The organism is Bradyrhizobium sp. HKCCYLRH2060 (genome assembly GCF_051168135.1).
In the GTDB taxonomy this organism is placed as follows: domain Bacteria; phylum Pseudomonadota; class Alphaproteobacteria; order Rhizobiales; family Xanthobacteraceae; genus Bradyrhizobium.
The window spans coordinates 223120-242905 of sequence record NZ_JBNPUK010000004.1; the positions used below are offsets into that span (position 1 = coordinate 223120).

Below are 19786 nucleotides of genomic sequence, written 5' to 3' on the forward strand. Positions count from 1 at the left end.
CAAGCGCGCCGTAGGCGCGCGCCGATCCGGGATCCATAACCCCAGGAAGATGTGGTGACGGATGGTGTCGAACGAGCTTGTGTCGCGACTGCCGCCGGTGGTTATGGGTCCCTGCGTTCGCATGCGTTCGCAGGGACGACAGCGGAGATTGTCGCGCTCAGAACCGCGTCACGATGTCCGCCAGCGCCGGGCGCGGGCGGTCCTCGCTCGGCTTGGTCGGCTTGCCGATATGAATGAGACCTGCGAGCTTCTCCTCCGGCTTCAGGCCGAGCCCGTCCATCACGTCGCGGTCGAACATGAACCAGCCGGACAGCCAGCAGCCGCCATAGCCGAGCGCGGTGGCCGCGGTCAGGATGTTCATCGCGCTGGCGCCGGCCGACAGCTCCTGCTCATAGGCCGGCACCTTGGGATGCGGCCGGGTGAAGCTGACGAGACCGATCACCAGCGGCGCTTCCATGAAGCGGTTCTTCTCCACCTCCAGCTCGGCAGCGGTCGCCTGCGGGTTCTTCCTGGCGAAGGCGGATGCAATGACTTCGCCGGCGCGGCGCCGGCCGTCGCCCTCGAACACGATGAAGCGCCACGGCGCGAGCTTGCCATGGTCCGGCACGCGGGCGCCGATGGTCAGGATGGTGTCGAGCTCGGCGGGCGAGGGGCCGGGACCGCTCATCTCGCGCGGCTTCACGGAGCGGCGGGTCTTCAGGAGTTCAATCGCGTCGGTCACGTCGTCAGGTCTCGTTGGTTGCATCCGCGACAGATAGCATGCGCCCCCGCCCGCAACGAGATCACGGCACGGCGTTTTGATCGGTTCTACCGCGTGCTGCCGCGGCCGCAGGCGGACCCTTTGCTCGAGCCGGCGTGCAGCCGTGACGTGAAGCCGGCCATCTTTCGCCTGGTGCGGCGGCGCCGGTCGTACGGGCTGCGGCCATCGGTCCGCAGCCCGGCCTGGCGCCGGCAATTGTGGAAGTTGGGGTGGATCGGTAAAAAGATGACGCTGGCGACCGCAGCTCGCGGCCGGCCGGGCACCAGCCTTGCAGTGGGAATGACAGCGCTGACACCTTCACCTGATGCCGTACTGCGGCTGCGCGGCGCGCCCGGCTTCGCCGCGGCGATGCGAGCCTCGACCGCAGCCGCGGTCCGGCTCTACCGTGGCGACCGCATCCTCAATGCGTTGCTGAGCGATCGGGCGAGGGCGCTGTTTCCGCATGTCGCGCTGTACCTGCATTTCGCCGAGCAGCGCGACGGCGAGCTCGGCCTGACCGTCGGCGCCATGAAGGAGATGTGCGCCAGACTCGATCTGTGCAGTGGCGGCCGCTGCGAGGCGATGCTGGCGCTGATGCGCGCGGCCGGGCTGGTCGCGTCCGCCGCCAATCTCGACCGTCGCCGGCGTCCGCTGGTGCCGACCGACAAGCTGATCGCGCTGCATCAGGAGCGCTGGGGCGTGCAGTTCGACGCGATGAGCGCGGTACTTCCGGCCGCCGTGGTCTATCGGACGGCGCTGAACGATCCGGCCTTCGTGAAGACCTTCGTGCTCGAGCTCGGCCGCCGCTTCATCGCCGGCCTGCGCGTGCTCGACGGCGCGCCCGAGCTGGAGCCGTTTGCCGAGCGCACAGCCGGCATGGTGATCCTGTTCAGCCTGGCCCAGGGCGCAGGGCCCGAGCAGCCGTTCCCGCCGGATGAACCCGTGCCGCTCTCCATCAACGCCCTGGCGACGCGCTTCTCGGTGTCGCGCAAGCATGTGCTGACACTGCTGCGCGATGCGGAAGAGAAGGGCCTGCTCGCCCGCGGCACCGACGCCATCACCATCCTGCCGCGCGGCCGCGAGGCGATCGAGCGGATGCTCGCGACGATGTTTCTCTACATGGCCGAATGCGCCGAGGTAGCGCTGCAGGCGGCGGGCAAAGATAGAGATTCCGCTGATGTCGTTGTCACTCTGTCAGCGTAGCCGCTCGCGACAGCCGGCCCATGCGGGCGCAATATCTATCCCCGCGTCATTGCGAGCGCAGCGAAGCAATCCAGACTGTCCCTGTGGAAAGACATTGGATTGCTTCGCTGCGCTCGCAATGACGGCGAGGGAACGTGTTGATCGGGTCAACGCAAGCGACATGCGGGAATACCGTTCCCGCGTGTCGGCCCGCTTATGCGGGGATAGGCTGACCTCAGGCCGCCTCGCGCTGGCGGCGCCGCACGTCGGGCGGCGTCGCCTCGTCGACCAGCGCCGCGATGGCGTCCGCCGTCGGCATCACGGTCTGGCCGTCGCGGCCGAGCCGGCGGACCGAGACCGAATGCGTCTCGGCCTCCTTCTTGCCGACGACGAGCAAAGCCGGGATCTTCTGCAGCGAATGCTCGCGGACCTTGTAGTTGATCTTCTCGTTGCGAAGATCGATCTCGGCCCGAAGACCTGCCCGGCGCAGCGCCGCCAGCACCTGCTTGGCGTATTCGTCGCCTTCCGAGGTGATGGTGGTGACGACGACCTGGGTCGGCGCCAGCCACAGCGGGAAGCTGCCGGCGTAGTGCTCGATCAGGATGCCGATGTAGCGCTCCATCGAGCCGCAGATCGCGCGGTGTACCATCACCGGCGCCTTCTTGGCGCCGTCGGCGTCGATGTAGAACGCGCCGAACCGCTCCGGCAGGTTGAAGTCGACCTGCGTGGTGCCGCACTGCCAGTCGCGGCCGATGGCGTCGCGCAGCACGTATTCGAACTTCGGCCCGTAGAACGCGCCTTCGCCCGGATTGATCTCGGTCTTGATGTGGTTGCTCTGCGCCTTGATCTCATTCAGCACGGTCGCCATCACGCGCTCGGCGTGATCCCACATCTCGTCGGTCCCGACGCGCTTGTCCGGCCGGGTCGACAGCTTCACCGTCAGCTCGCCCTCGAAGCCGAAATCCGAGTAGGTCGACAGGATGAGGTCGTTGATCTTCAGGCACTCCTCGGCGAGCTGATCTTCCGTGCAGAAGATGTGCGCGTCGTCCTGGGTGAAGCCGCGCACGCGCATCAGGCCGTGCATGGCGCCGGAAGCCTCGTAGCGATGCACGACGCCGAACTCCGCGAGCCGCAACGGCAGGTCGCGGTAGCTCTTCAGGCCATGCTTGAAGATCTGCACGTGACCCGGGCAGTTCATCGGCTTCAGCGCGAACCAGCGCTTGTCCTCAGCCTCGTCGCCGGCGGACTGCGCCGCGAACATGTTCTCGCGATACCAGTTCCAGTGGCCCGAGGTCTCCCACAGCGACTTGTCGAGGATCTGCGGCGCGTTCACCTCGTCATACTCGCCGGCGAGGCGCCGGCGCATGTAGGCGATCAGCGCCTGGAAGATGCTCCAGCCTTTCGGATGCCAGAACACGACGCCCGGGCCTTCCTCCTGGAAGTGGAACAGGTCGAGCTCGCGGCCGAGCTTGCGGTGGTCGCGCTTCTCGGCCTCCTCGATCTGCTTCAGATAGGCGTCGAGCTGCTCCTGCTTGGCGAAGGCGGTGCCGTAGATGCGGGTCAGCATGGGATTGTTGGAATCGCCGCGCCAATAGGCGCCCGCCACCTTCATCAGCTTGAAGGCGTTGCCGATCTTCCCGGTCGAGGTCATGTGCGGGCCGCGGCACAGGTCGAACCAGTCGCCCTGGTAGTAGATCTTGATCGGCTCGTTGCCGGGAATGGCATCGACCAGCTCGACCTTGAACGCCTCGCCCTTGTCGCGGAACACCTGCTTGGTCTTTTCGCGGTCCCACACCTCCTTGGTGAAGGGTTTGTCGCGGCCGATGATCTCGCGCATCTTCTTCTCGATCGCGGCGAAGTCCTCGGGGGTGAACGGCTCGTTGCGGAAGAAATCGTAATAGAAGCCGTTCTCGATCACGGGGCCGATCGTGACCTGGGTGCCGGGCCACAGCGCCTGCACGGCTTCCGCAAGCACGTGCGCGCAGTCGTGCCGGATCAGCTCCAGCGCGCGCGGGTCGTCGCGGTCGACGAGCTCGAGCTTGGCGTCCTCGGTGATGGGATCGATGAGGTCGACGAGGTCGCCATTCAGCGCCATCGCGACGGTGCGCTTGGCGAGCGAGGGCGAGATGCCCTTGGCGATGTCGAAGCCGGTGGTGCCTCTGGGATATTCGCGGCGGGCGCCGTCGGGGAAGCTGATGGTGATCTTCTCGACCGGGGCGGCGGGCTTCAGGTTGCTGAGGCTGTATTGGAAGCCGGGCTTGGACTGGTCGGCGGCGGATTTCGCGTCGGGCGATTTGGAATCAGGCATGGGTCTCTCCTTGAGCTCACTCCTGCGAACGAGCGCAGGTAAGCGGGAGCAAGGGGTATAGCAGGGGATTCGGAGGCTGCAACCCGGGGAGGGAGGGGAAAACCGGCCAATTGCGGCCGACGGGGCGATGCGGTGATTGCCGCCGCGGGCCGGTATGATACAACTTCAAGTGTTCGGGGCGTGGGGACGCGTTTGGCGATGGAGTCTGCAGGGGAGGCGCCGCTCTCTCTTTTTCGGCGGGGTGGCGCGCATGTCGGGGCCGCGCTGATCATGTGCGTGCTGTCGAGCCTGTCGCCGCTCGCGGCCGCTCCGACGATGACGAGGCCGGCGGCCCAGCCAAAGCCCGCGGCACAGGCGAGGCCGGCCACCCCGGTCAGGCCCGCCACGGAGTCCAAGCCGGCTGTGCGCCGGGCGTCGCCGCCGCGGATCGCAGACGGCTCCACGCCGATCGCATTCGCGCTCGTCAAGGGCTCCTCGGATGTCTGCGGACATGGCTGTGACAGCTGGATCGCCGCCGAAGGCAAGATCGACGGCAGCGCCGCCGCGCGGTTTCGCAAGTTCATGAAGCAGATCGGGGAGCGCCGATTGCCGATCTACTTCAATTCGCCAGGCGGCAATCTGCAGCAGGCGCTCGCCATCGGCGACATGCTGCGCGAGCGCAAGGCCGCCGTGCGGGTGGGACGCACCACCTTGCGCGAGTGCGGCTTCGAGCCTCAGGAGGGCGACGCTTGCACCAAGCTGAAGCTGTCCGGGCGCGAACTGCACGGCGAGGTCTGGACCCGGGGGGCGATCTGCAATTCGGCCTGTCCCTACCTGCTGCTCGGCGCGCCCACGCGCGAGATCGCAGCGGATGCGACGCTCGCGGTGCATTCGCCGCGCGTCATCCTGAACTTCACTGGCGGCGTCCCGACCCGCGAGATGCGGGCGCAGGCGATGCAGCAGGCGATGGCGCGGGCCGACAAGATGGTGCTCGACTACATCACCAGGCTCGGCGCGGATCCCGCTCTGCTCACGGTGGCGCGGTCCGTCCCGTTCGAGAGCATGCGCATCCTGACGCGGGAGGAGATTGCGCGCTTCGCGCTCGACCGGCGGCAGCGGGTCGAAAGCCCCTGGATGTTCGAGACCGCGAGCCGTGGGATTGCCTACAAGACCATTCTCGCACGCAAGGAGGGTGAGAGCACGTTCCAGACCACGCGCTTGCAGATGGTCTGCTTCGATCAGGACCGCTTCGAGCTCGACGTCGAGCGCATCGCGCCGGCCGGCCCGCCGCCGGCTCCGCTGGCGATGACGAGCGGAGATCTGCGGCTCAATTTCCTCTCGCCGCCGCGGCGGTCCGGCGATCGCGAGACTTGGGGCGTGTTCCTGAATGCAAGCCAGGTGAAAACGCTGTCCTTGATGCCGTCTGCCGAGCTGAGCGATTCCCTGTTGAATGTTGCGCGTCGCAATGTCTCGACATTTCCGGTGAGCAGCGAAGGCCTGCAATCTGCTCTGAAGATGCTGACCGAGAGCTGCCCGCCGTCCAAGGCTATCGTCCGTCCGACGGGCACGCCGGTTCCCTGGAGGCAGATTCCCTCGCCGCAGGCCTCGGCGGCGCAGCCTGCCCCCGCGCGCTGACGAGAATAGCGGCCAGGACAAGGGAGGAGGACGAGAGAAAGTCATGGACGGCATGAGACATTTTCATGCAAATGCATGAAATTCTCTGCTATTGAGGCGCGATGACATCCGCTTCCGCTTCCGGGCGCCTTGCGCCGACCTCGCTCATGCTCGGCAATCTCGTCACTGGCTGCTCGGTGCTGGCGCCCGCTGGCCTGCTGCCGGAGCTCGCCTCGGATCTCGCCGTCGGAATTCAGACGGCGGGGCTGCTGATCACCTTCGGCGCGGTGGTGCTCTGCATCTGCTCGCCCTTGACCGCCTGGCTGACGAGCCGCTTCGACCGCCGCCGTCTGCTGGCGGCGACACTCCTGGTGCTCACGCTAGGCAATCTCGCCTCGGCGTTTGCACCGGACTATGCGAGCCTGCTGGCGCTGCGCCTGGTGATGCTCGCGGTCGGCGCTCTCTATACACCGCAGGCCGCCGGGACCGCGGCGCTGATCAGCCCGGTCGAGAAGCGCGGCAGCACCATCGCCTATGTCTTCCTCGGCTGGTCGCTGGCGGCCGCCGTGGGGCTGCCCATGATCACCTTCATCGGCAGTCATTCCGGTTGGCGGGCCGCCTATCTCGCGGTCGCTGCGGCCGGCGCGGTCAGCTTCGTGCTGCTGACATGGCGCCTGCCATCCGGCCTGAAGGGCGCGCCGGTCGCGTTGAAGACCTGGACCGAGCTCGGCCGCAACCGCCTGGTGGTGCTGCTGCTCCTGGTCACGACCCTGCAGATGTCGGGACAGTTCGTGATCTTCACCTTCATGGGACCGCTGCTGAAGCGCCTGACCGGCGCCGACTCCAACCAGATCGGGCTGGTGTTCGCGATCTACGGCGCCTGCGGCTTTCTCGGCGTCGTCATCGCAACCCGGATCGTCGATGGCTGGGGGGCCTATCGGACGTCGCTGTTGTTCACCTGCCTGATGTTCGCCGGCGTATCGGCCTGGACGCTGGCGGCCGGCACCTACGTCCTGATGGCGATGGCGGTCGCGATCTGGGGGTTGGGATTTGCGTCCACCAATTCGATGCAGCAGGTTCGGCTGGTGGCAGCCGCGCCGCCGCTCGCCTCGGCCTCGGTGTCGCTCAACACGTCCGTGCTCTATATCGGCCAGGCCATCGGCTCCGCGATCGGCGGCAGCCTGTTTGCACGCGACCTGCTCGGCGCCACCGGCTACGTCGCCCTGATGTTCCTGACCCTGGCATTGCTGGCGATCCTGGCCAGCCGCCAGCGCGCGCAGATCGCGGTTCCGGCCCGAGCAGCGGGTTGACGCTTGGCAAGACCGGTCCGACCGGATTAAAGGCCGATGTCGTTGGGGGGCTGCCGGGGGCGTGGATTCTGCCTCGGCCGGCGAGTAGCATCGGCGGACGTCCTCGCGTGCCCACGGGTCGGACAAGAGAGATATGGCATGAAGAAGATGATGTTGAGCCTGGCCGCAGTGCTGCTGTGCACCCCTGCGCTGGCCCAGAGCGCGCCGATGGTCGGTGACCGCCCGCTGGTGCAGGTCAAGCCGAAGGGAACGAAGACCGCCGCCGCCGCGCCGGCCAAGCCGCAATCGGCAGCCGTCAAGCTCCAGGCCTGCCTGGACATCGACGACGGAACCAAGGAGCGGCTGAACTGCTATGACGCCGTTATTCCTCCGGCAGCCAAGCCGAAAGCGATGAAGGCCAAGACCGTCGCCGACTGCAAGTTCACCAAGGAAGAGGACGAGCGGCTCGCCTGCTTCAACGGCTTCGTCGAGAACATGCCGAAGCTGCCGAAGTCCTGAAGCGCGGCGTCGGCCGCCCGCTCAGCGGCTCGACACACGGTTCGAACTATCCTGGGCTCCGGCCGCAATCCGGATCGGCGGCTGGGCGGCCGCCATCTTCATCAGCACGTCCTTGATCGGTTGGCGGGTCCAGGCCTGCGTGACGTAGTCGCGATGGGTGATGCCCTCGTCGGTCTCGACGAAGACGACGCTGCCCGGCCGCAGCGGCCGGTCCATGCCCTCGGAGACCTCGATGCCGCGATTGCGCAGCATGGTCATCAGCTCCTGATCATGCCGCGCGGTATAGCGGGTGTAGGAGCTGATGAAGAAGCCGGAGCGGTTGCGCTCGATCCAGTTGGCGAATTTGTCGAGCTGGCCATAGACCGCATCGAGCAGCACCACGCCGCGCACGCGGTCGCTGATGCCGCCGACCTCGAGGCTCCAGGCCGTAGGGAGAAAGCCGCCGCTGTAGCCGACGATCACGATGGGCATGCCGGCGAAGGTCTTCGCGCTCGCCGGATCGCCGGTCAGGCGGGCGAGGCTGGCCGCAGCCTCGTCCATGAAGCGCTTGAAGCCGCCGGGCTGCCAAAACTTGCCGGCGCTCGAATCGGCGGCGTCGACGGCCATCTGCGGCGCGAGCAGCACCGCGTTGACGCCGGCCGCCGTGATCTGCTGCGGCACCAACTGGCGGTCGCGCACGTCGCGCTCCAGCGTGGCGCCGTTGCCGTGGAAGAACACGACGATCACGCCCGGCTTGCGCACATCGAACTGTTCGGGGACGTGCACCAGCACGCGGCTGTCGTTGTAGGTCTGGTCCTGCCAGTAGACGCGGCCGGAGAAGCTGCGGTGGCCGCGTCGCTCACCGTTGCTGACGTTCAGGAACGGCGCGTCGGAGGCTGGGTTGTTGCCGAAATAGGGAAAGGCCGACGACTTCATGCTGACGAGGGTCGTCAGATCCTCACGCTGCCGCCGTTCCGGCCGTTGCGGCTCCAGCGATGCGATCTGAGAGGGCGCGGGCTTCGAAGCGAAGTCGGAGGGCGTGTGAAGCCGGAAGCTCTCCTGCGCGGACGGGAAGCGGTCGCTGAATTCAGGTACCGGAAAACGGTCGTCGAAGGTCAGCCCCTGGGCCGTCGATGCGTTGGCGGCCAACGCCTCGGGATTCGGCGCCTTGCCGCAATGCGTGACGGAAAGACAGATTGCCAGCGCCGATGCCGCGCGCCACCACAGGCGCAAGCCCTGGCGCACAGACCTCATGACGTTCTGGTGTTCCCCGATCATCCGTCCCCAAAGACGCGTTCGAGCCCCAACGCGGCTCTTCAACCAGCGGATTTCGTTCAACCTGCGCCGCCGAAATTGAGGTCGCGTTAAGGATCGTGTCCGGTCAACCCCGGGCGCACCGGGACACACCACGCGAACGTGTCGCGATTGTGGGTCGTTTGGCCGCCCGATGCAATGCCGCAGCCTGGCCCGGCCGAAATCGGTTCAAAAATACCCTTGAGGAAGGTCATATTTAACGCCCGTTAACGATGTTTGAATGCTTCGGCGGGAACCTGGGCTGAGGCAGAGGAAGGGGCGCACGGCGTCCCTCGACGAAATGGCTGCATCCGAGGCGGACGATCCCAGCCTGGGCCGGGCGGACGGCGACCGGGTTCCATCCGTGTCCTTGCCGGTCGCGACCGCCATCGTCATCGCCGACATGATCGGGGTCGGCGTCTTCACCAGCCTCGGCTTCCAGGTCCGCGACATCCCATCCGGCTTCTCCATCCTGGCGCTGTGGGCGGTGGGCGGACTGGTGTCGATCTGCGGGGCGCTGGCCTACGCCGAACTCGGCACGATGTTTCCTCGCTCCAGCGGCGAGTACAATTTGCTTACGCGGGCGTTCCACCCGGCGATCGGCTTCATGGCCGGGTGGGTCTCGGCGACCGTGGGCTTCGCAGCGCCCGTGGCACTCGCGGCCATGGCGTTCGGAGAATATGGCCGTGCCGTCATCCCGGGCGCTCCGCCGATGCTGCTCGCCACGGGCGCAGTCTGGCTCGTGACGGCAGTGCAACTCGGCGGCATCAGGCAGTCGAGCCGCTTCCAGCTGTTGTCGACCGTGCTGAAGCTCGGGCTCATCACCGCCTTCCTGATCGCCGGCTATACCATTGCCGCCCCGCAACCGGTGACGTTCCTGCCGGCCGCGACCGATCTCGGCCACGTGACGAGCGCTGCGTTCGCGACTGGACTGGTTTTCGTCATGTACGCGTTCTCCGGCTGGAACGCGGCGACCTACATCATCGGCGAGTTGCATGCGCCTGAGCGAACCTTGCCGCGCGCGCTGCTGCTGGGCACCGTGATCGTTCTGGAGCTCTACATTGCGCTCAACGCGGTTTTCCTGCGGGCTGCACCGATGGACGCGCTCGCGGGCCAGCTCCAGGTCGCAAGCATCGCGGGCAGTCATATCTTCGGCGAAGCCGGCGGCCGCTTCGTGTCCGCGATGATCTGCATCGGACTGGTTCCTTCCATCGCCGCGATGATGTGGATCGGCCCGCGCGTGCTGATGACGATGGGCGAGGACATTCCGGCGCTGTCGGTGTTCGCACGGCGCTCGCGCAACGGCGCGCCGGCCTATGCCGTCCTGTTCCAGCTCACGGTGGCCACCCTGATGCTGTTCACGGAGAGCTTTGAGGCGGTGCTGGACCTGGTCCAGTTCTCGCTCTTGTCCTGCTCGTTTCTCGCTGTGCTTGGACTGTTCAAGCTGCGCATCGCGCAGCCGGACCTCCCGCGACCCTATCGCGCCTGGGGCTATCCGGTCACGCCGTTGATCTTCCTCAGCGTGACCTTCTTCATGATGTACTATCTCGTCATGACGCGGCCGTTGCAGGCAGGGCTCGGCGCAGGCGCAATGGCGTCGGGACTGGTGATCTATTGGTTCGCTCACGCGCGGTCGCGCCGTGTCGCCGCAACGCTCGCATCGGGTTCGGATTGAAATGCTGTGGGTCTCGAGAGTCTGGTTCGCCGTCGCATGTCTGATGCTTGCCCCGAGCTTCGAGGCTCGGGCTCAGTCCGTCACGCCGGACGATACGGCGCGGGTGCTGGCGGGGATGGCGCCGGCGGCGGGCTCGCCACTTGCGCCCTTCGTACAGGATCCGGCGTGGCGGCGGCACGCGGCTTTCTTCGACAACGCCTTCAATCAGCTCGAGCAGCGGCAGTTGTCGAAGATCAGGGCCTGGACGGATGCCAATCTGACGGCCCCGCAGCCGGCGATGTTCTATTTCTTCTCGGGGCCGGATTTTCTCTATGCCGACGCCTTTCACCCGAAGGCAACGACCTATGTCCTGGCGGCGCTCGAGCCAACCGGCCCGATCCCGGACCTGTCCAGATTGCCGCGCGGCGGCATTGGCCCGGCACTGTCCTATGTCGAACGCTCGTTGCAGTCGATCCTGAGCTTCTCCTTCTTCATCACCAAGGACATGAAGGTCGACCTGCGCGAAGGCGAGCTCGAAGGGACCTTGCCGATCCTCTACGTGTTCCTGGCACGCACCGGCAAGACGATCCGCGAGGCGAGCCTGATCTGGTTGGACGAGAACGGCGGATTGCACGGCAACTCCGAGCCGCCGGCGCGCAATGCGACAAAGGGCGCGCGTATTCTGTTCGCCGGCGCCGACGGGGTCGTGAAGACGCTCTATTACTTCTCCACCGATCTCTCCGATTCCGGCGTGAAGGCGAGTGGGCTGCTCAAGTTCTGCGAGCCGCTGGGGCCAGGCGACAGCCTGCTGAAGAGCGCGTCCTATCTGTTGCATGAGAACGGCTTCGGACGGGTCCGCAGCTGGCTGCTCAAGAACAGTGCGACCGTCGTCCAGGATGATTCCGGCATCCCGCTCGCGAGCTATGAGGCGCGGGCCTGGCGTTTCCTGCCGTTCGGACGCTACGCCGGGCCGATCGACAAGTTTCCGGACATGTACCAGAGGAGCTATGCGAAGCTGTTCGAGCGTGCGCAGCCGCTGGAGTTCGGGATCGGCTATCGCTGGCGAACGCGGGAATCGAATGTCCTGCTCGCGGTGAGATCGCCTCCTGCCGACGCGACGGTGTCGGCCGAAGCGAGCGCCCCTCCAGAGACGGATTATCAGCCGCCGCCGCGCGCCCGGCGCGTGCCGCGGACGCCGGAGCCCGTTCCTCTCTATCCGCCGCCGCGGCGCGACGATTTCATCTTTTGGCCGAGATGGTAGGGGTGAATCTCACCAGTGCACGCTCTGGCTGGGCACGATGTAGGACGTCGTCGGCGGGGGCAGGGCGGTGCTGTCGGCGAGATAGCGCCAGGCACCGACAATGACGATCAACAAAGCGATGATGCAGAGCAGGTCCACCTGACGGGCATCGTGGTGGTCGGCATGGTCGGGACCGATGCTCTTGCGCGATCGGTTGCTTCTGGGACTGATTGTCCAGCGCATCGTTGTCTCCTCCCGAAGGAAGCGTCACATCAATGCAGGCCGAGGCAGCGCGGTTCCTGCTGGGAGCGCCGGCTCTTGGCGTAAGAATAAGCCTGACTACAGATTTCGCCAGGCCCTTTTGCTGCAGATCAATCGACGGGCGAGGCGTCTGTTGCGCTGCACATCAGTCCGGGCCGTTGACGCCGCGCCATCGCGCGTAGCGCCACGGCAGGTACCAGCGGGCGCGCACGGGAGCCGTCGTTGGGACGTTGTCGATGCCCGAGGTGCCAAAGGGCTGGCAGCGCAGCAGCCGAGCGAGTGTCATCCACCCACCCGCCCAGAGCCCGAAGCGTTCGATGGCTTCATCGGCATAGACCGAGCAGGTCGGCAGATGCCGGCAATTGTAGCCGACCAGTGGCGACAATGTGTGGCGATACAGCCAGATCAGCGCATGAGCAGCGCGCCGCGGGAGTCGGGCCAGCAGCGACCCGATGTGCGCAGAATGGCAGCCGATGTCAGAGCATGAGTGCTTCATGAGCGCGATGCAAGATGGATGGGCGAGCTTCTGACCGGTTCCTCGGCAGGGAACCCGGCTCTCGGTCATTTGTGGTGATGTGATGCAACAATGGCCGGTTTTCAGCGGCGTCGCAGCACGCCGCAGCTGGACGGTAGGTGATTGCCCGGATACGTTTCTCGGCAAGGATGTGACAGACTAATAACGGATTTGAGGCCAAGTTGTCAGGTCTTTCCGCAAGAAAACCGAGGAACTGCGTACCGAGCTTGACGAGGGGGACGGATTGCGCGTGAGATTGCTGCGGTCGCGTGAATTGCGCTGGATGCTACTCGGTGTTGCAGCGCTTGGGATGGTGGTCGGTGGCGCGATCACCATCATGTCAAACACGGCGCGCGCCGGCGGCGCGCTCGAAGAGCGCAAACTCCCGATGCGGTTTGGTTGGGTCGCCTGCGAGCCGAATTGCGGCTGGGTCAGCGCGGTCGGGATCGTCACCGGCGATACGCCGAAGGATTTCGAGGATTTCGCGAGGGATCGCGACCTGACTGGCACCACGCTGGTGCTCGATTCCAGCGGCGGCTCCGTCAATGACGCGATCACCTTGGGCCGCCGGTTCCGCGGCTTGAAGATGCGCACCACCGTCGGCATGACCCAACGCCCGAGCCGCGGGGGTGATCGGCCGCGGGTCATGCCCGAGGCCTATTGCGAGTCGATGTGCGTGTTCCTGCTGCTGGCCGGAACCACGCGTTATGTTCCGGATGCGGCCCATGTCCGCGTCCACCAGATCTGGATGGGAGACCGCGCCGACGACGCCAAGGCGGCGAGCTACACGGCGCAGGACCTGATGATCGTCGAGCGCGACATCGGGCGTCTCGCCAAATACACCTTCGACATGGGTGGAGCGGGCGATCTGCTGTCGCTGGCGCTGAACGTGCCGCCGTGGGAAGACCTGCATGAGCTGTCGCGCGCCGAACTGCGGCTCACCAATGTCGTGACCACGGATCTGATCGCCGAGGTGCTGCCGCCGAAGGGCACGACACCGGTCGCCGAGCTCGCGCCGAAGCCGCAGGCCAAGGACAAGCAGCAGGACCGCTTCCCCGTTGCGCTGGACAAGGCGCAACTGTCGCGTACCGCCGAGGCGTTGCCGCCCGCGACCGTCGCCGCGACGCCACAGCAATAGGCATCGACGTCGCCTGGGTGAGCCGGGCCTCGCGCCAAGAATCGGCGTGTCGAAATACTGCTCCCGCATGTCGCCGCGCTCATGCGGGCTACGGATCGGTCATTCTGCTCGCGCGGGCGGGAAGCGGCGTTGCCTCAGCCCTGGGCGGCGGCCGGCTCCGCGCCGTTGGCCTTCGCCTCGATCTGGCCGATGGCATCGACCACGGCATCGAAGGTCAGCATCGTCGAGGCGTGGCGGGCCTTGTAATCCCGGACGGGCTCGAGCAGGGCGATGTCGGCCCATTTGCCCTCCGGCGGCGCGCCGTTTTCCTTCAGCATCCTCCGGACCGTCTCCCGCAGCTCGCGCAGCTCCGCGGCGCTGGAACCGATAACGTGGCGGGCCATGATCGAGGAGGAGGCCTGGCCGAGGGCGCAGGCTTTCACGTCGTGGGCGAAGTCGGTCACCACGGGCCCATCCATCTTGAGGTCGACCTTGACGGTCGAGCCGCAGAGCTTGGAATGGGCGGTGGCGGTGGCGTCCGGGTGGTCCAGCCGTCCGAGCCGCGGAATGTTGCCGGCCAGCTCGATGATGCGCTTGTTGTAGATGTCGTTCAGCATGTGCCTGACGTCCCGGAATTACCGGCGTGGCGGCCTTGGCGGCCGGGTTTCATCGCCCTATATTGCGAGTATATGGAAACGATTGGCAGGAATTCCAGCCACATCCACAGGCGTCCGGCGCCAGAGGCGCCAAGCCTGCGTGTGGCGCCTCTGCAGGTGACGCCCTCAAGGTGATGCTGTGCCGGTGACACTCCGGTCGGACCGCCGACCGGTCGAACGGAGTTGAGATGGACACTTTGATCAAGACGCTGCGCACCACCAAGCCCGAGGGCAAGCCGTTAGACGCCAAGCTGACCGACCCCCGCGCTGCAGAGCTCGATCCTGCCGATTTTCTTGCTGCTGCCGTGCGGCCGGACCGGCCACGGCCGTCGCGCGCCGAAGCCGAGGCCGCGGTTTACACGCTCCTGAACTATATCGGCGAGGATCCGACCCGCGAAGGGCTGGTCGATACGCCGCGCCGGGTCGTCGAGGCCTATGACGAGCTGTACCAGGGCTATCACCAGTGCCCGGCCGAGGTGCTCGACCGTACCTTTGGCGAGACCGCCGGCTACGACGACTTCGTCCTGATTCGCGACATCGAGTTCACGTCGCAATGCGAGCATCACATGATGCCCTTCTACGGCCGCGCGCATATCGCCTATACGCCGGTCGAGCGTGTCGTCGGCCTGTCCAAGCTGGCGCGCCTGACCGACATCTTCGCCCGCCGCCTGCAGACCCAGGAGCATCTGACCGCCCAGATCGCGGCTGCGATCGACGAGGTGCTGAAGCCGCGCGGCGTCGCTGTCATGATCGAGGCCGAGCACACCTGCATGTCGGTGCGCGGCGTCGCCAAGCACGGCGCCATCACCTTCACCAGCCGCTTCACCGGCATGTTCAGGGACAATCCGGCCGAGCAGGGGCGCTTCCTGTCGATGGTGCGCTCGCCGCAACGGTAAGACCAGCAACATCTTAGCGAGAGTTTCGTGTCCTCATCCTCAGTCGAGCGCGAGGAGGGCTTGGCCTTCCTGCCCAAGTTCGACGCGGCCGGCCTCGTCACGTGCGTGACGACGGACGCCGTGAGCGGCGACGTGCTGATGGTCGCCCACATGAACGAGGAGGCGCTGCGCAAGACGGTGGCAACCGGCGAAGCCTGGTATTTCAGCCGCTCGCGCAATGCGTTGTGGCGCAAGGGTGAGAGCTCGGGCCAGACCCAGCGCGTGGTCGAGATGCGCACCGATTGCGACCAGGACGCGGTCTGGCTGCGCGTCGAGCAGACCGGCGCGGCCTGTCACACCGGCCGCCACTCCTGCTTCTATCGCAAGGTGGAGCGGGCTGAGGGCGAGGGCGCGCGGCTGGTGTTTGTCGAGGCCGACCGGCTGTTCGATCCGGCCGAGGTCTATCGCAAGTAGGCCAGCGACCTTCCTCCGGGTCTGTCCTGTCGTTCATTGGCCCGGCCGGGCCCAGCGAATTAACCCGCCATTAACCATACCCGCCGCATTTTGCCGGACGTTTCCGGCGCGTTCGTCTGCCAGCGAATCTGCAAACAGCGGGTCTTCCCATGTCGGTCGACGCATCCAACTCCTCGTCCACCGGTTTCCTCGATGGCGTCCGGGCGAAGGTCGCCGGCGCGATCAAGCAGGCCGCCGACAGCGTCGGCACCAGCTTCGAATATCTGCTGTCGACCGCCAAGATGGAGTCCGACTTCAATCCGACCGCCGGCGCCTCGACGTCGTCAGCGCGCGGGCTCTACCAGTTCATCGACCAGACCTGGCTGGGCACGGTGAAGGAAGCCGGCGCCGATCTCGGCTACGGCCAATATGCCGACGCGATCACCCGGACATCGTCGGGCGACTATACGGTCAGCGATCCCGCCATGCGGCAGGCGATCATGAAGCTGCGCGACGACCCGCAGGCGTCGTCCGCCATGGCCGCTGCGCTCACGCAATCGAACAGCTTCCAGCTCACCGGCAAGATCGGCCGCCGGCCGACCGATGCCGAGCTCTACATGGCGCATTTCATGGGCGTCGGCGGCGCCGCGAAGCTGATCACCAGCGCCCGGGAGACGCCGAACGCATCGGCTACGCAGATGTTTCCCGGTGCCGCCGCGGCCAACCGGCCGATCTTCTACGATCGCGACGGACAAGCCCGCAGCGTGTCCCAGGTCTATGCAGTCCTGAACACGCGCTATGCCGGCGCCGCCAATTCCTCGGCCACCCGGGGCGCGCTTGCGCTCTACGGTGGGACGAATGTCGCGGCCAATGCGGCCGGCGGCGGCGCGCTACCGACGACCGACACCGCAACCTTCCTGTCGATGTTTCCGGATGCGCGCGGCTCATCCCGGGCCGGCGCCTCGACGACGGCCGACGCATCGGCCGTCAACCGTCCGGCGGATCCGATGTTTCGTTCGCTATTCCAGGTCGACGGCCAGTCGAGCCAGGCGGTCTCGCCAACCGTGCGCGAGTTGTGGGGCCATTCATCGGTTGCCAGTGCGACCCCGCCGGAGGGCGGCAGCAACGATGCCAGCGGCAATGGTCAGCGCAGGCTCGACCTGTTCAGCGATCCGCACGGCACCTTCTCGGGCTAATGCGCCGGCGCAGGCGGTCGCACGCGTCGCTGAACCATTGATGAAAAAGAACTATTTTTGGCGTCCCGCCGCGGCTCGCACCGTCGGCGGCGGCCGCATTTCCCCCGTCGGATTACGGCCAAATGAGGCGTTGAGTGGTATCATAGTATAGAAACAACCTGTCGCCTTAACAAAACATCAACAAAACCAGCTACTTATGGTGAACGCTTTGTTAAGCGTCGTGGTTTATTTTCGGTGCTGTTGAGGCCCTCGTGGCCTTTGTCTGCAAGTTGCGTAAGCCGGAAAGACCATGATCGTTCGGCAGTTTCTCAGTTGGGTCAGAACCGCACCCGCCGGTGAGCGGGCAGAGGCCACCAGGGCGCTCGCGCGGGCGTGGTTGTTGTCGGATCTCTGCGACGAGGATCGCGGCGCCGCGGAGGGCGCGCTCCTTATGCTGTTGGACGATCCGTCGCCGCTGGTGCGGCAGGCGATGGCGGAGGTGTTCGCCCGCTCGGAGGAGGCGCCGGCCGCCATCGTCCAGGCGCTCGCCACCGACCAGGCTTCTGTCGCCGCCATCATCCTCGAATATTCGCCGCTGCTGATCGATGCCGACCTCGTCGACATCGTCGCGACTGGTAACTCCGAAACCCAATGCGCGATCGCGCGCCGCGTCGGCCTGCCGGCGCCGGTGTGCGCAGCGATCGCCGAGGTCGGCAGCGCCGCTGCAGCGCTCGAGCTGATCGAGAATGCTTATGCCGAGCTGGCGCCGTTTTCCTGGGACCGCATCGTCGAGCGTCACGGCCATCTCGCCGCCATCCGCGAAGCGATGCTGGTGCTGGACGATCTGCCGGCCGCGACGCGCGCGGCGCTGGTCGACAAGCTCTCAGAGACACTGGCGCAGTTCGTGGTCGCCAGGAACTGGCTCAGCGCCGACAGGGCAGGGCGCATCACCAATGAGGCGCGCGACCGCTCGACCATCACCATCGCGGCGCGCTCGCGCGGCGAGGAGCTGCGCGGGCTGGTCCAGCATCTGCGCGCAACCTCGCAACTCACCGCGGGTCTGATCCTGCGCGCGCTGCTCTCCGGCAATGTCGAATTGTTCGAGATCGCGCTGTCGGAGCTCGCCGACATGCCACGGGCGCGGGTGGCGGCGCTGCTCAACGATCGCGGCCGCGCCAGCCTGCAGGGGCTGCTGCGCAAGGCGGGCATTCCCGACACCACCTTCGACGCCTTCAGCATCGCGCTCGAGGTCTGCCGCGAGAACGGCTTTGCCGACACCTTGAGCGGGGCAGCGATCCTGCGCCGCAAGATGGTGGAGCGCGTGCTCACCCATTGCGCCACCGACCGCGACGCGGCGGCGCCGCTCTTGATCCTGCTGCGCCGCTTCGCCACCGAATCCGCGCGCGACGAGGCCCGTGAGTTCTGCGACGAGGTGATGGCCGAGGATTTCGTCGCCGGGCTGGAGTTCGGACTGATCGCGGCGTGAACCGTGTGCGCTGCCGTAGCGTAGGCAAAGGCGCGTCGCAGATATTGCCACGTTCGAGCGCGCGGGGGCGTCGTGCCCACCGACTTGCTGCAAAGACCGCCGATCCATGATGGGCACGCGACCGCCGCTTTGCGGCGGCGCTTTGCCCATCCTACGTGATCGCCATCCGATTACGGCTGATCGCTCGGCACGAGGCTCGGCGCCAGGATCGCTTCGAGATGCTCCGGCCGGTTGCGGTTGACCTGGATCAGATAGTCGTCCGCCACGCGGCGCAGCCGGCGGCTCAGTTCGCCTGCGACCGTCGCGCTGTCATACTTCGTATGATCATGCACGATCGCCTGGATCGCGTTGACGTGATGCTCGAACAGCTCGGCCGGGACCTTTTCGAGATCCGGCGCGTGCTCGATGATCCGGCAAAGGCTGTCGGCAACCTCGGCGGCGGCGGGATAGCCGAAGGTCGCGGCGTCGCCCTTGATGTCGTGTGCCGCGCGGAACATCTCCTCGCAGGCATCGTCGTCGAAGCCGGTCTTGAGGACTGCTGCATAGGCTTTCGTCAGGCGATCGGCCTCGGTGTCCATCCACGACTTGAACTCGCCGGACAGCCCTTCGAGCGCGGCTTCGGCGCGCGCGATCGGATCGTCGAGATCCTTCTCTTCGGCGCGACGCAGCACCTTCTTCAGCGGATTGGGCTGGGTGATGACGTGATGCGAGGCGTAGGTCTTGACCTGGATCGCCGGGGCCTTGTCTTTTGCCATCTCGATATCCCCTGATGATGCCGACCGACGCAGTTCGACGCATCGCCCCGATTCATAGCCGAGGAGCTTGGAGCGCTGGGCGCCGATCCCCGGATTGCGTTAACGCCGGCTCACTGCCGCGCCCCTAAACTGCGGAGCGCGCTTTATCCAGAAGTGACGGCTGCTGGAAGATCTCCGCCTCGCCGCCGATCCGGCGCTCGGGCCCGATATAGGCCGTGTTGGTGTTGCGGCGCCGGTCCGGGCCGAAATAGGTCTTGGTTTTGATGAAGGGCCGCGGATTGGCGACCACGTTGAGGATGCGCTGATACAGGCCCTTGGCCGAGATCGGCTTGGCGAGGAATTCCGTCACGCCGGCGTCGCGCGCGACGGTGACGCGGCGCTTCTCCGAATGCCCGGTCAGCATGATGATCGGCGCGTAGGGATTGCCCTTGGCCTCCGGCTGCCGGATCATCTGCGCGAGCTCGAGGCCGTCGAAGATCGGCATTGCCCAGTCGGTGATGACGATATCAGGCGAGAAATGGGTATACATCTCGAGAGCGGTCGCGCCGTCCTCGGCCTCGTTGACCTCGCGGGCGCCGAACGAATGCAGCAATGTGCGCAGGATGCGGCGCATGTGCGGGTTGTCGTCGCAGACGAGAAAGCGCAGCTTGTTGAAGTCGATGCGATACATTTGGGCCGGCCCGGAGGGATCACCGGTG

At 66.2% G+C, this 19786-nt stretch carries 19 protein-coding genes; 11 read left to right on the top strand and 8 right to left on the bottom strand.

From position 1 onward, the window contains the following. Positions 1-157: 157 nt before the first annotated feature. Entirely contained in the window at positions 158-721 is a 564-nt protein-coding gene (locus ACQR10_RS11850; RefSeq protein WP_315801054.1) for a nitroreductase family protein, read from the bottom strand. Positions 722-1033: 312 nt separating this feature from the next. Here ACQR10_RS11850 and ACQR10_RS11855 point away from each other — a divergent pair, with 312 nt between their 5' ends. Continuing rightward, a complete protein-coding gene (locus ACQR10_RS11855) occupies positions 1034-1942 on the top strand; it encodes a hypothetical protein (RefSeq protein ID WP_316216119.1) in 909 nt (302 codons plus the stop codon). Between the two features lie 214 nt (positions 1943-2156). Here the strand turns inward: ACQR10_RS11855 and thrS are convergent, their stop codons facing one another. Continuing rightward, positions 2157-4229: a threonine--tRNA ligase gene (gene thrS, locus ACQR10_RS11860; protein WP_410051406.1), complete on the bottom strand. Its 2073-nt coding sequence runs from the start codon at positions 4227-4229 to the stop codon at positions 2157-2159. Positions 4230-4427: 198 nt separating this feature from the next. Between thrS and ACQR10_RS11865 the strand changes: the two genes are divergently transcribed. The 3 genes from ACQR10_RS11865 to ACQR10_RS11875 all read left to right on the top strand — a co-directional run bounded on the left by ACQR10_RS11865 (position 4428) and on the right by ACQR10_RS11875 (position 7630). Then, on the top strand, positions 4428-5843 hold the full coding sequence (locus ACQR10_RS11865; RefSeq protein ID WP_409997879.1) for a hypothetical protein: 1416 nt from the start codon (positions 4428-4430) through the stop codon (positions 5841-5843). 101 nt (positions 5844-5944) lie between these two features. Further along, positions 5945-7132 carry an MFS transporter gene (locus ACQR10_RS11870; protein ID WP_315801053.1) on the top strand — a complete coding sequence of 396 codons (1188 nt, stop codon included), beginning with the start codon at positions 5945-5947 and terminating at the stop codon, positions 7130-7132. Between the two features lie 138 nt (positions 7133-7270). Continuing rightward, a complete protein-coding gene (locus ACQR10_RS11875; protein ID WP_315801052.1) occupies positions 7271-7630 on the top strand; it encodes a hypothetical protein in 360 nt (119 codons plus the stop codon). A 21-nt stretch (positions 7631-7651) separates the two neighbouring features. Here ACQR10_RS11875 and ACQR10_RS11880 read toward each other — a convergent pair whose 3' ends face one another. Continuing rightward, complete coding sequence (locus ACQR10_RS11880) at positions 7652-8863, bottom strand: alpha/beta hydrolase (protein WP_315801051.1); 1212 nt, start codon at positions 8861-8863, stop codon at positions 7652-7654. 340 nt (positions 8864-9203) lie between these two features. Between ACQR10_RS11880 and ACQR10_RS11885 the strand changes: the two genes are divergently transcribed. Next, positions 9204-10577 (top strand): APC family permease, encoded by a 1374-nt coding sequence (locus ACQR10_RS11885; protein ID WP_316216001.1) that lies wholly within the window; start codon positions 9204-9206, stop codon positions 10575-10577. A 1-nt stretch (position 10578) separates the two neighbouring features. Next, a complete protein-coding gene (locus ACQR10_RS11890) occupies positions 10579-11817 on the top strand; it encodes a hypothetical protein (protein WP_410051407.1) in 1239 nt (412 codons plus the stop codon). Between the two features lie 9 nt (positions 11818-11826). On the opposite strand, the gene ACQR10_RS11895 is transcribed toward ACQR10_RS11890, so the two are convergent. Then, complete coding sequence (locus tag ACQR10_RS11895; RefSeq protein WP_315801048.1) at positions 11827-12039, bottom strand: hypothetical protein; 213 nt, start codon at positions 12037-12039, stop codon at positions 11827-11829. Between the two features lie 163 nt (positions 12040-12202). Beyond that, positions 12203-12553: a membrane protein insertion efficiency factor YidD gene (gene yidD / locus ACQR10_RS11900; protein WP_315801047.1), complete on the bottom strand. Its 351-nt coding sequence runs from the start codon at positions 12551-12553 to the stop codon at positions 12203-12205. A 262-nt stretch (positions 12554-12815) separates the two neighbouring features. On the opposite strand from yidD, the gene ACQR10_RS11905 reads away from it, so the two are divergent. After that, complete coding sequence (locus ACQR10_RS11905; protein ID WP_315801046.1) at positions 12816-13709, top strand: hypothetical protein; 894 nt, start codon at positions 12816-12818, stop codon at positions 13707-13709. A 134-nt stretch (positions 13710-13843) separates the two neighbouring features. Here the strand turns inward: ACQR10_RS11905 and ACQR10_RS11910 are convergent, their stop codons facing one another. After that, positions 13844-14305 carry an iron-sulfur cluster assembly scaffold protein gene (locus ACQR10_RS11910; protein WP_315801045.1) on the bottom strand — a complete coding sequence of 154 codons (462 nt, stop codon included), beginning with the start codon at positions 14303-14305 and terminating at the stop codon, positions 13844-13846. Positions 14306-14532: 227 nt separating this feature from the next. Between ACQR10_RS11910 and folE the strand changes: the two genes are divergently transcribed. From folE to ACQR10_RS11930, 4 genes are all read left to right on the top strand, one after another. Beyond that, positions 14533-15240 carry a GTP cyclohydrolase I FolE gene (gene folE, locus ACQR10_RS11915; RefSeq protein WP_315801044.1) on the top strand — a complete coding sequence of 236 codons (708 nt, stop codon included), beginning with the start codon at positions 14533-14535 and terminating at the stop codon, positions 15238-15240. Between the two features lie 27 nt (positions 15241-15267). Further along, entirely contained in the window at positions 15268-15693 is a 426-nt protein-coding gene (gene hisI / locus ACQR10_RS11920) for a phosphoribosyl-AMP cyclohydrolase (RefSeq protein WP_315801043.1), read from the top strand. Positions 15694-15842: 149 nt separating this feature from the next. Further along, a complete protein-coding gene (locus tag ACQR10_RS11925) occupies positions 15843-16868 on the top strand; it encodes a lytic transglycosylase domain-containing protein (protein ID WP_315801042.1) in 1026 nt (341 codons plus the stop codon). Positions 16869-17157: 289 nt separating this feature from the next. Beyond that, positions 17158-18333 carry a DUF2336 domain-containing protein gene (locus ACQR10_RS11930; RefSeq protein ID WP_315801041.1) on the top strand — a complete coding sequence of 392 codons (1176 nt, stop codon included), beginning with the start codon at positions 17158-17160 and terminating at the stop codon, positions 18331-18333. Positions 18334-18503: 170 nt separating this feature from the next. Here the strand turns inward: ACQR10_RS11930 and ACQR10_RS11935 are convergent, their stop codons facing one another. Both ACQR10_RS11935 and ACQR10_RS11940 read right to left on the bottom strand, forming a co-directional pair. Continuing rightward, positions 18504-19088 (bottom strand): Hpt domain-containing protein, encoded by a 585-nt coding sequence (locus ACQR10_RS11935; RefSeq protein WP_316216002.1) that lies wholly within the window; start codon positions 19086-19088, stop codon positions 18504-18506. Positions 19089-19212: 124 nt separating this feature from the next. Beyond that, positions 19213-19758: a response regulator gene (locus tag ACQR10_RS11940; protein ID WP_172107934.1), complete on the bottom strand. Its 546-nt coding sequence runs from the start codon at positions 19756-19758 to the stop codon at positions 19213-19215. Positions 19759-19786: the final 28 nt, after the last annotated feature.

Bases quoted from the DNA above. Each gene is read 5' to 3' on its own strand.
- thrS (WP_410051406.1), bottom strand. From the start codon at position 4,229: ATGCCTGATTCCAAATCGCCCGACGCGAAATCCGCCGCCGACCAGTCC.
- ACQR10_RS11865 (WP_409997879.1), top strand. From the start codon at position 4,428: ATGGAGTCTGCAGGGGAGGCGCCGCTCTCTCTTTTTCGGCGGGGTGGC.
- ACQR10_RS11870 (WP_315801053.1), top strand. From the start codon at position 5,945: ATGACATCCGCTTCCGCTTCCGGGCGCCTTGCGCCGACCTCGCTCATG.
- ACQR10_RS11875 (WP_315801052.1), top strand. From the start codon at position 7,271: ATGAAGAAGATGATGTTGAGCCTGGCCGCAGTGCTGCTGTGCACCCCT.
- ACQR10_RS11880 (WP_315801051.1), bottom strand. From the start codon at position 8,863: ATGAGGTCTGTGCGCCAGGGCTTGCGCCTGTGGTGGCGCGCGGCATCG.
- ACQR10_RS11885 (WP_316216001.1), top strand. From the start codon at position 9,204: ATGGCTGCATCCGAGGCGGACGATCCCAGCCTGGGCCGGGCGGACGGC.
- ACQR10_RS11890 (WP_410051407.1), top strand. From the start codon at position 10,579: ATGCTGTGGGTCTCGAGAGTCTGGTTCGCCGTCGCATGTCTGATGCTT.
- ACQR10_RS11895 (WP_315801048.1), bottom strand. From the start codon at position 12,039: ATGCGCTGGACAATCAGTCCCAGAAGCAACCGATCGCGCAAGAGCATC.
- yidD (WP_315801047.1), bottom strand. From the start codon at position 12,553: ATGAAGCACTCATGCTCTGACATCGGCTGCCATTCTGCGCACATCGGG.
- ACQR10_RS11910 (WP_315801045.1), bottom strand. From the start codon at position 14,305: ATGCTGAACGACATCTACAACAAGCGCATCATCGAGCTGGCCGGCAAC.
- folE (WP_315801044.1), top strand. From the start codon at position 14,533: ATGGACACTTTGATCAAGACGCTGCGCACCACCAAGCCCGAGGGCAAG.
- ACQR10_RS11925 (WP_315801042.1), top strand. From the start codon at position 15,843: ATGTCGGTCGACGCATCCAACTCCTCGTCCACCGGTTTCCTCGATGGC.
- ACQR10_RS11930 (WP_315801041.1), top strand. From the start codon at position 17,158: ATGATCGTTCGGCAGTTTCTCAGTTGGGTCAGAACCGCACCCGCCGGT.
- ACQR10_RS11935 (WP_316216002.1), bottom strand. From the start codon at position 19,088: ATGGCAAAAGACAAGGCCCCGGCGATCCAGGTCAAGACCTACGCCTCG.
- ACQR10_RS11940 (WP_172107934.1), bottom strand. From the start codon at position 19,758: ATGTATCGCATCGACTTCAACAAGCTGCGCTTTCTCGTCTGCGACGAC.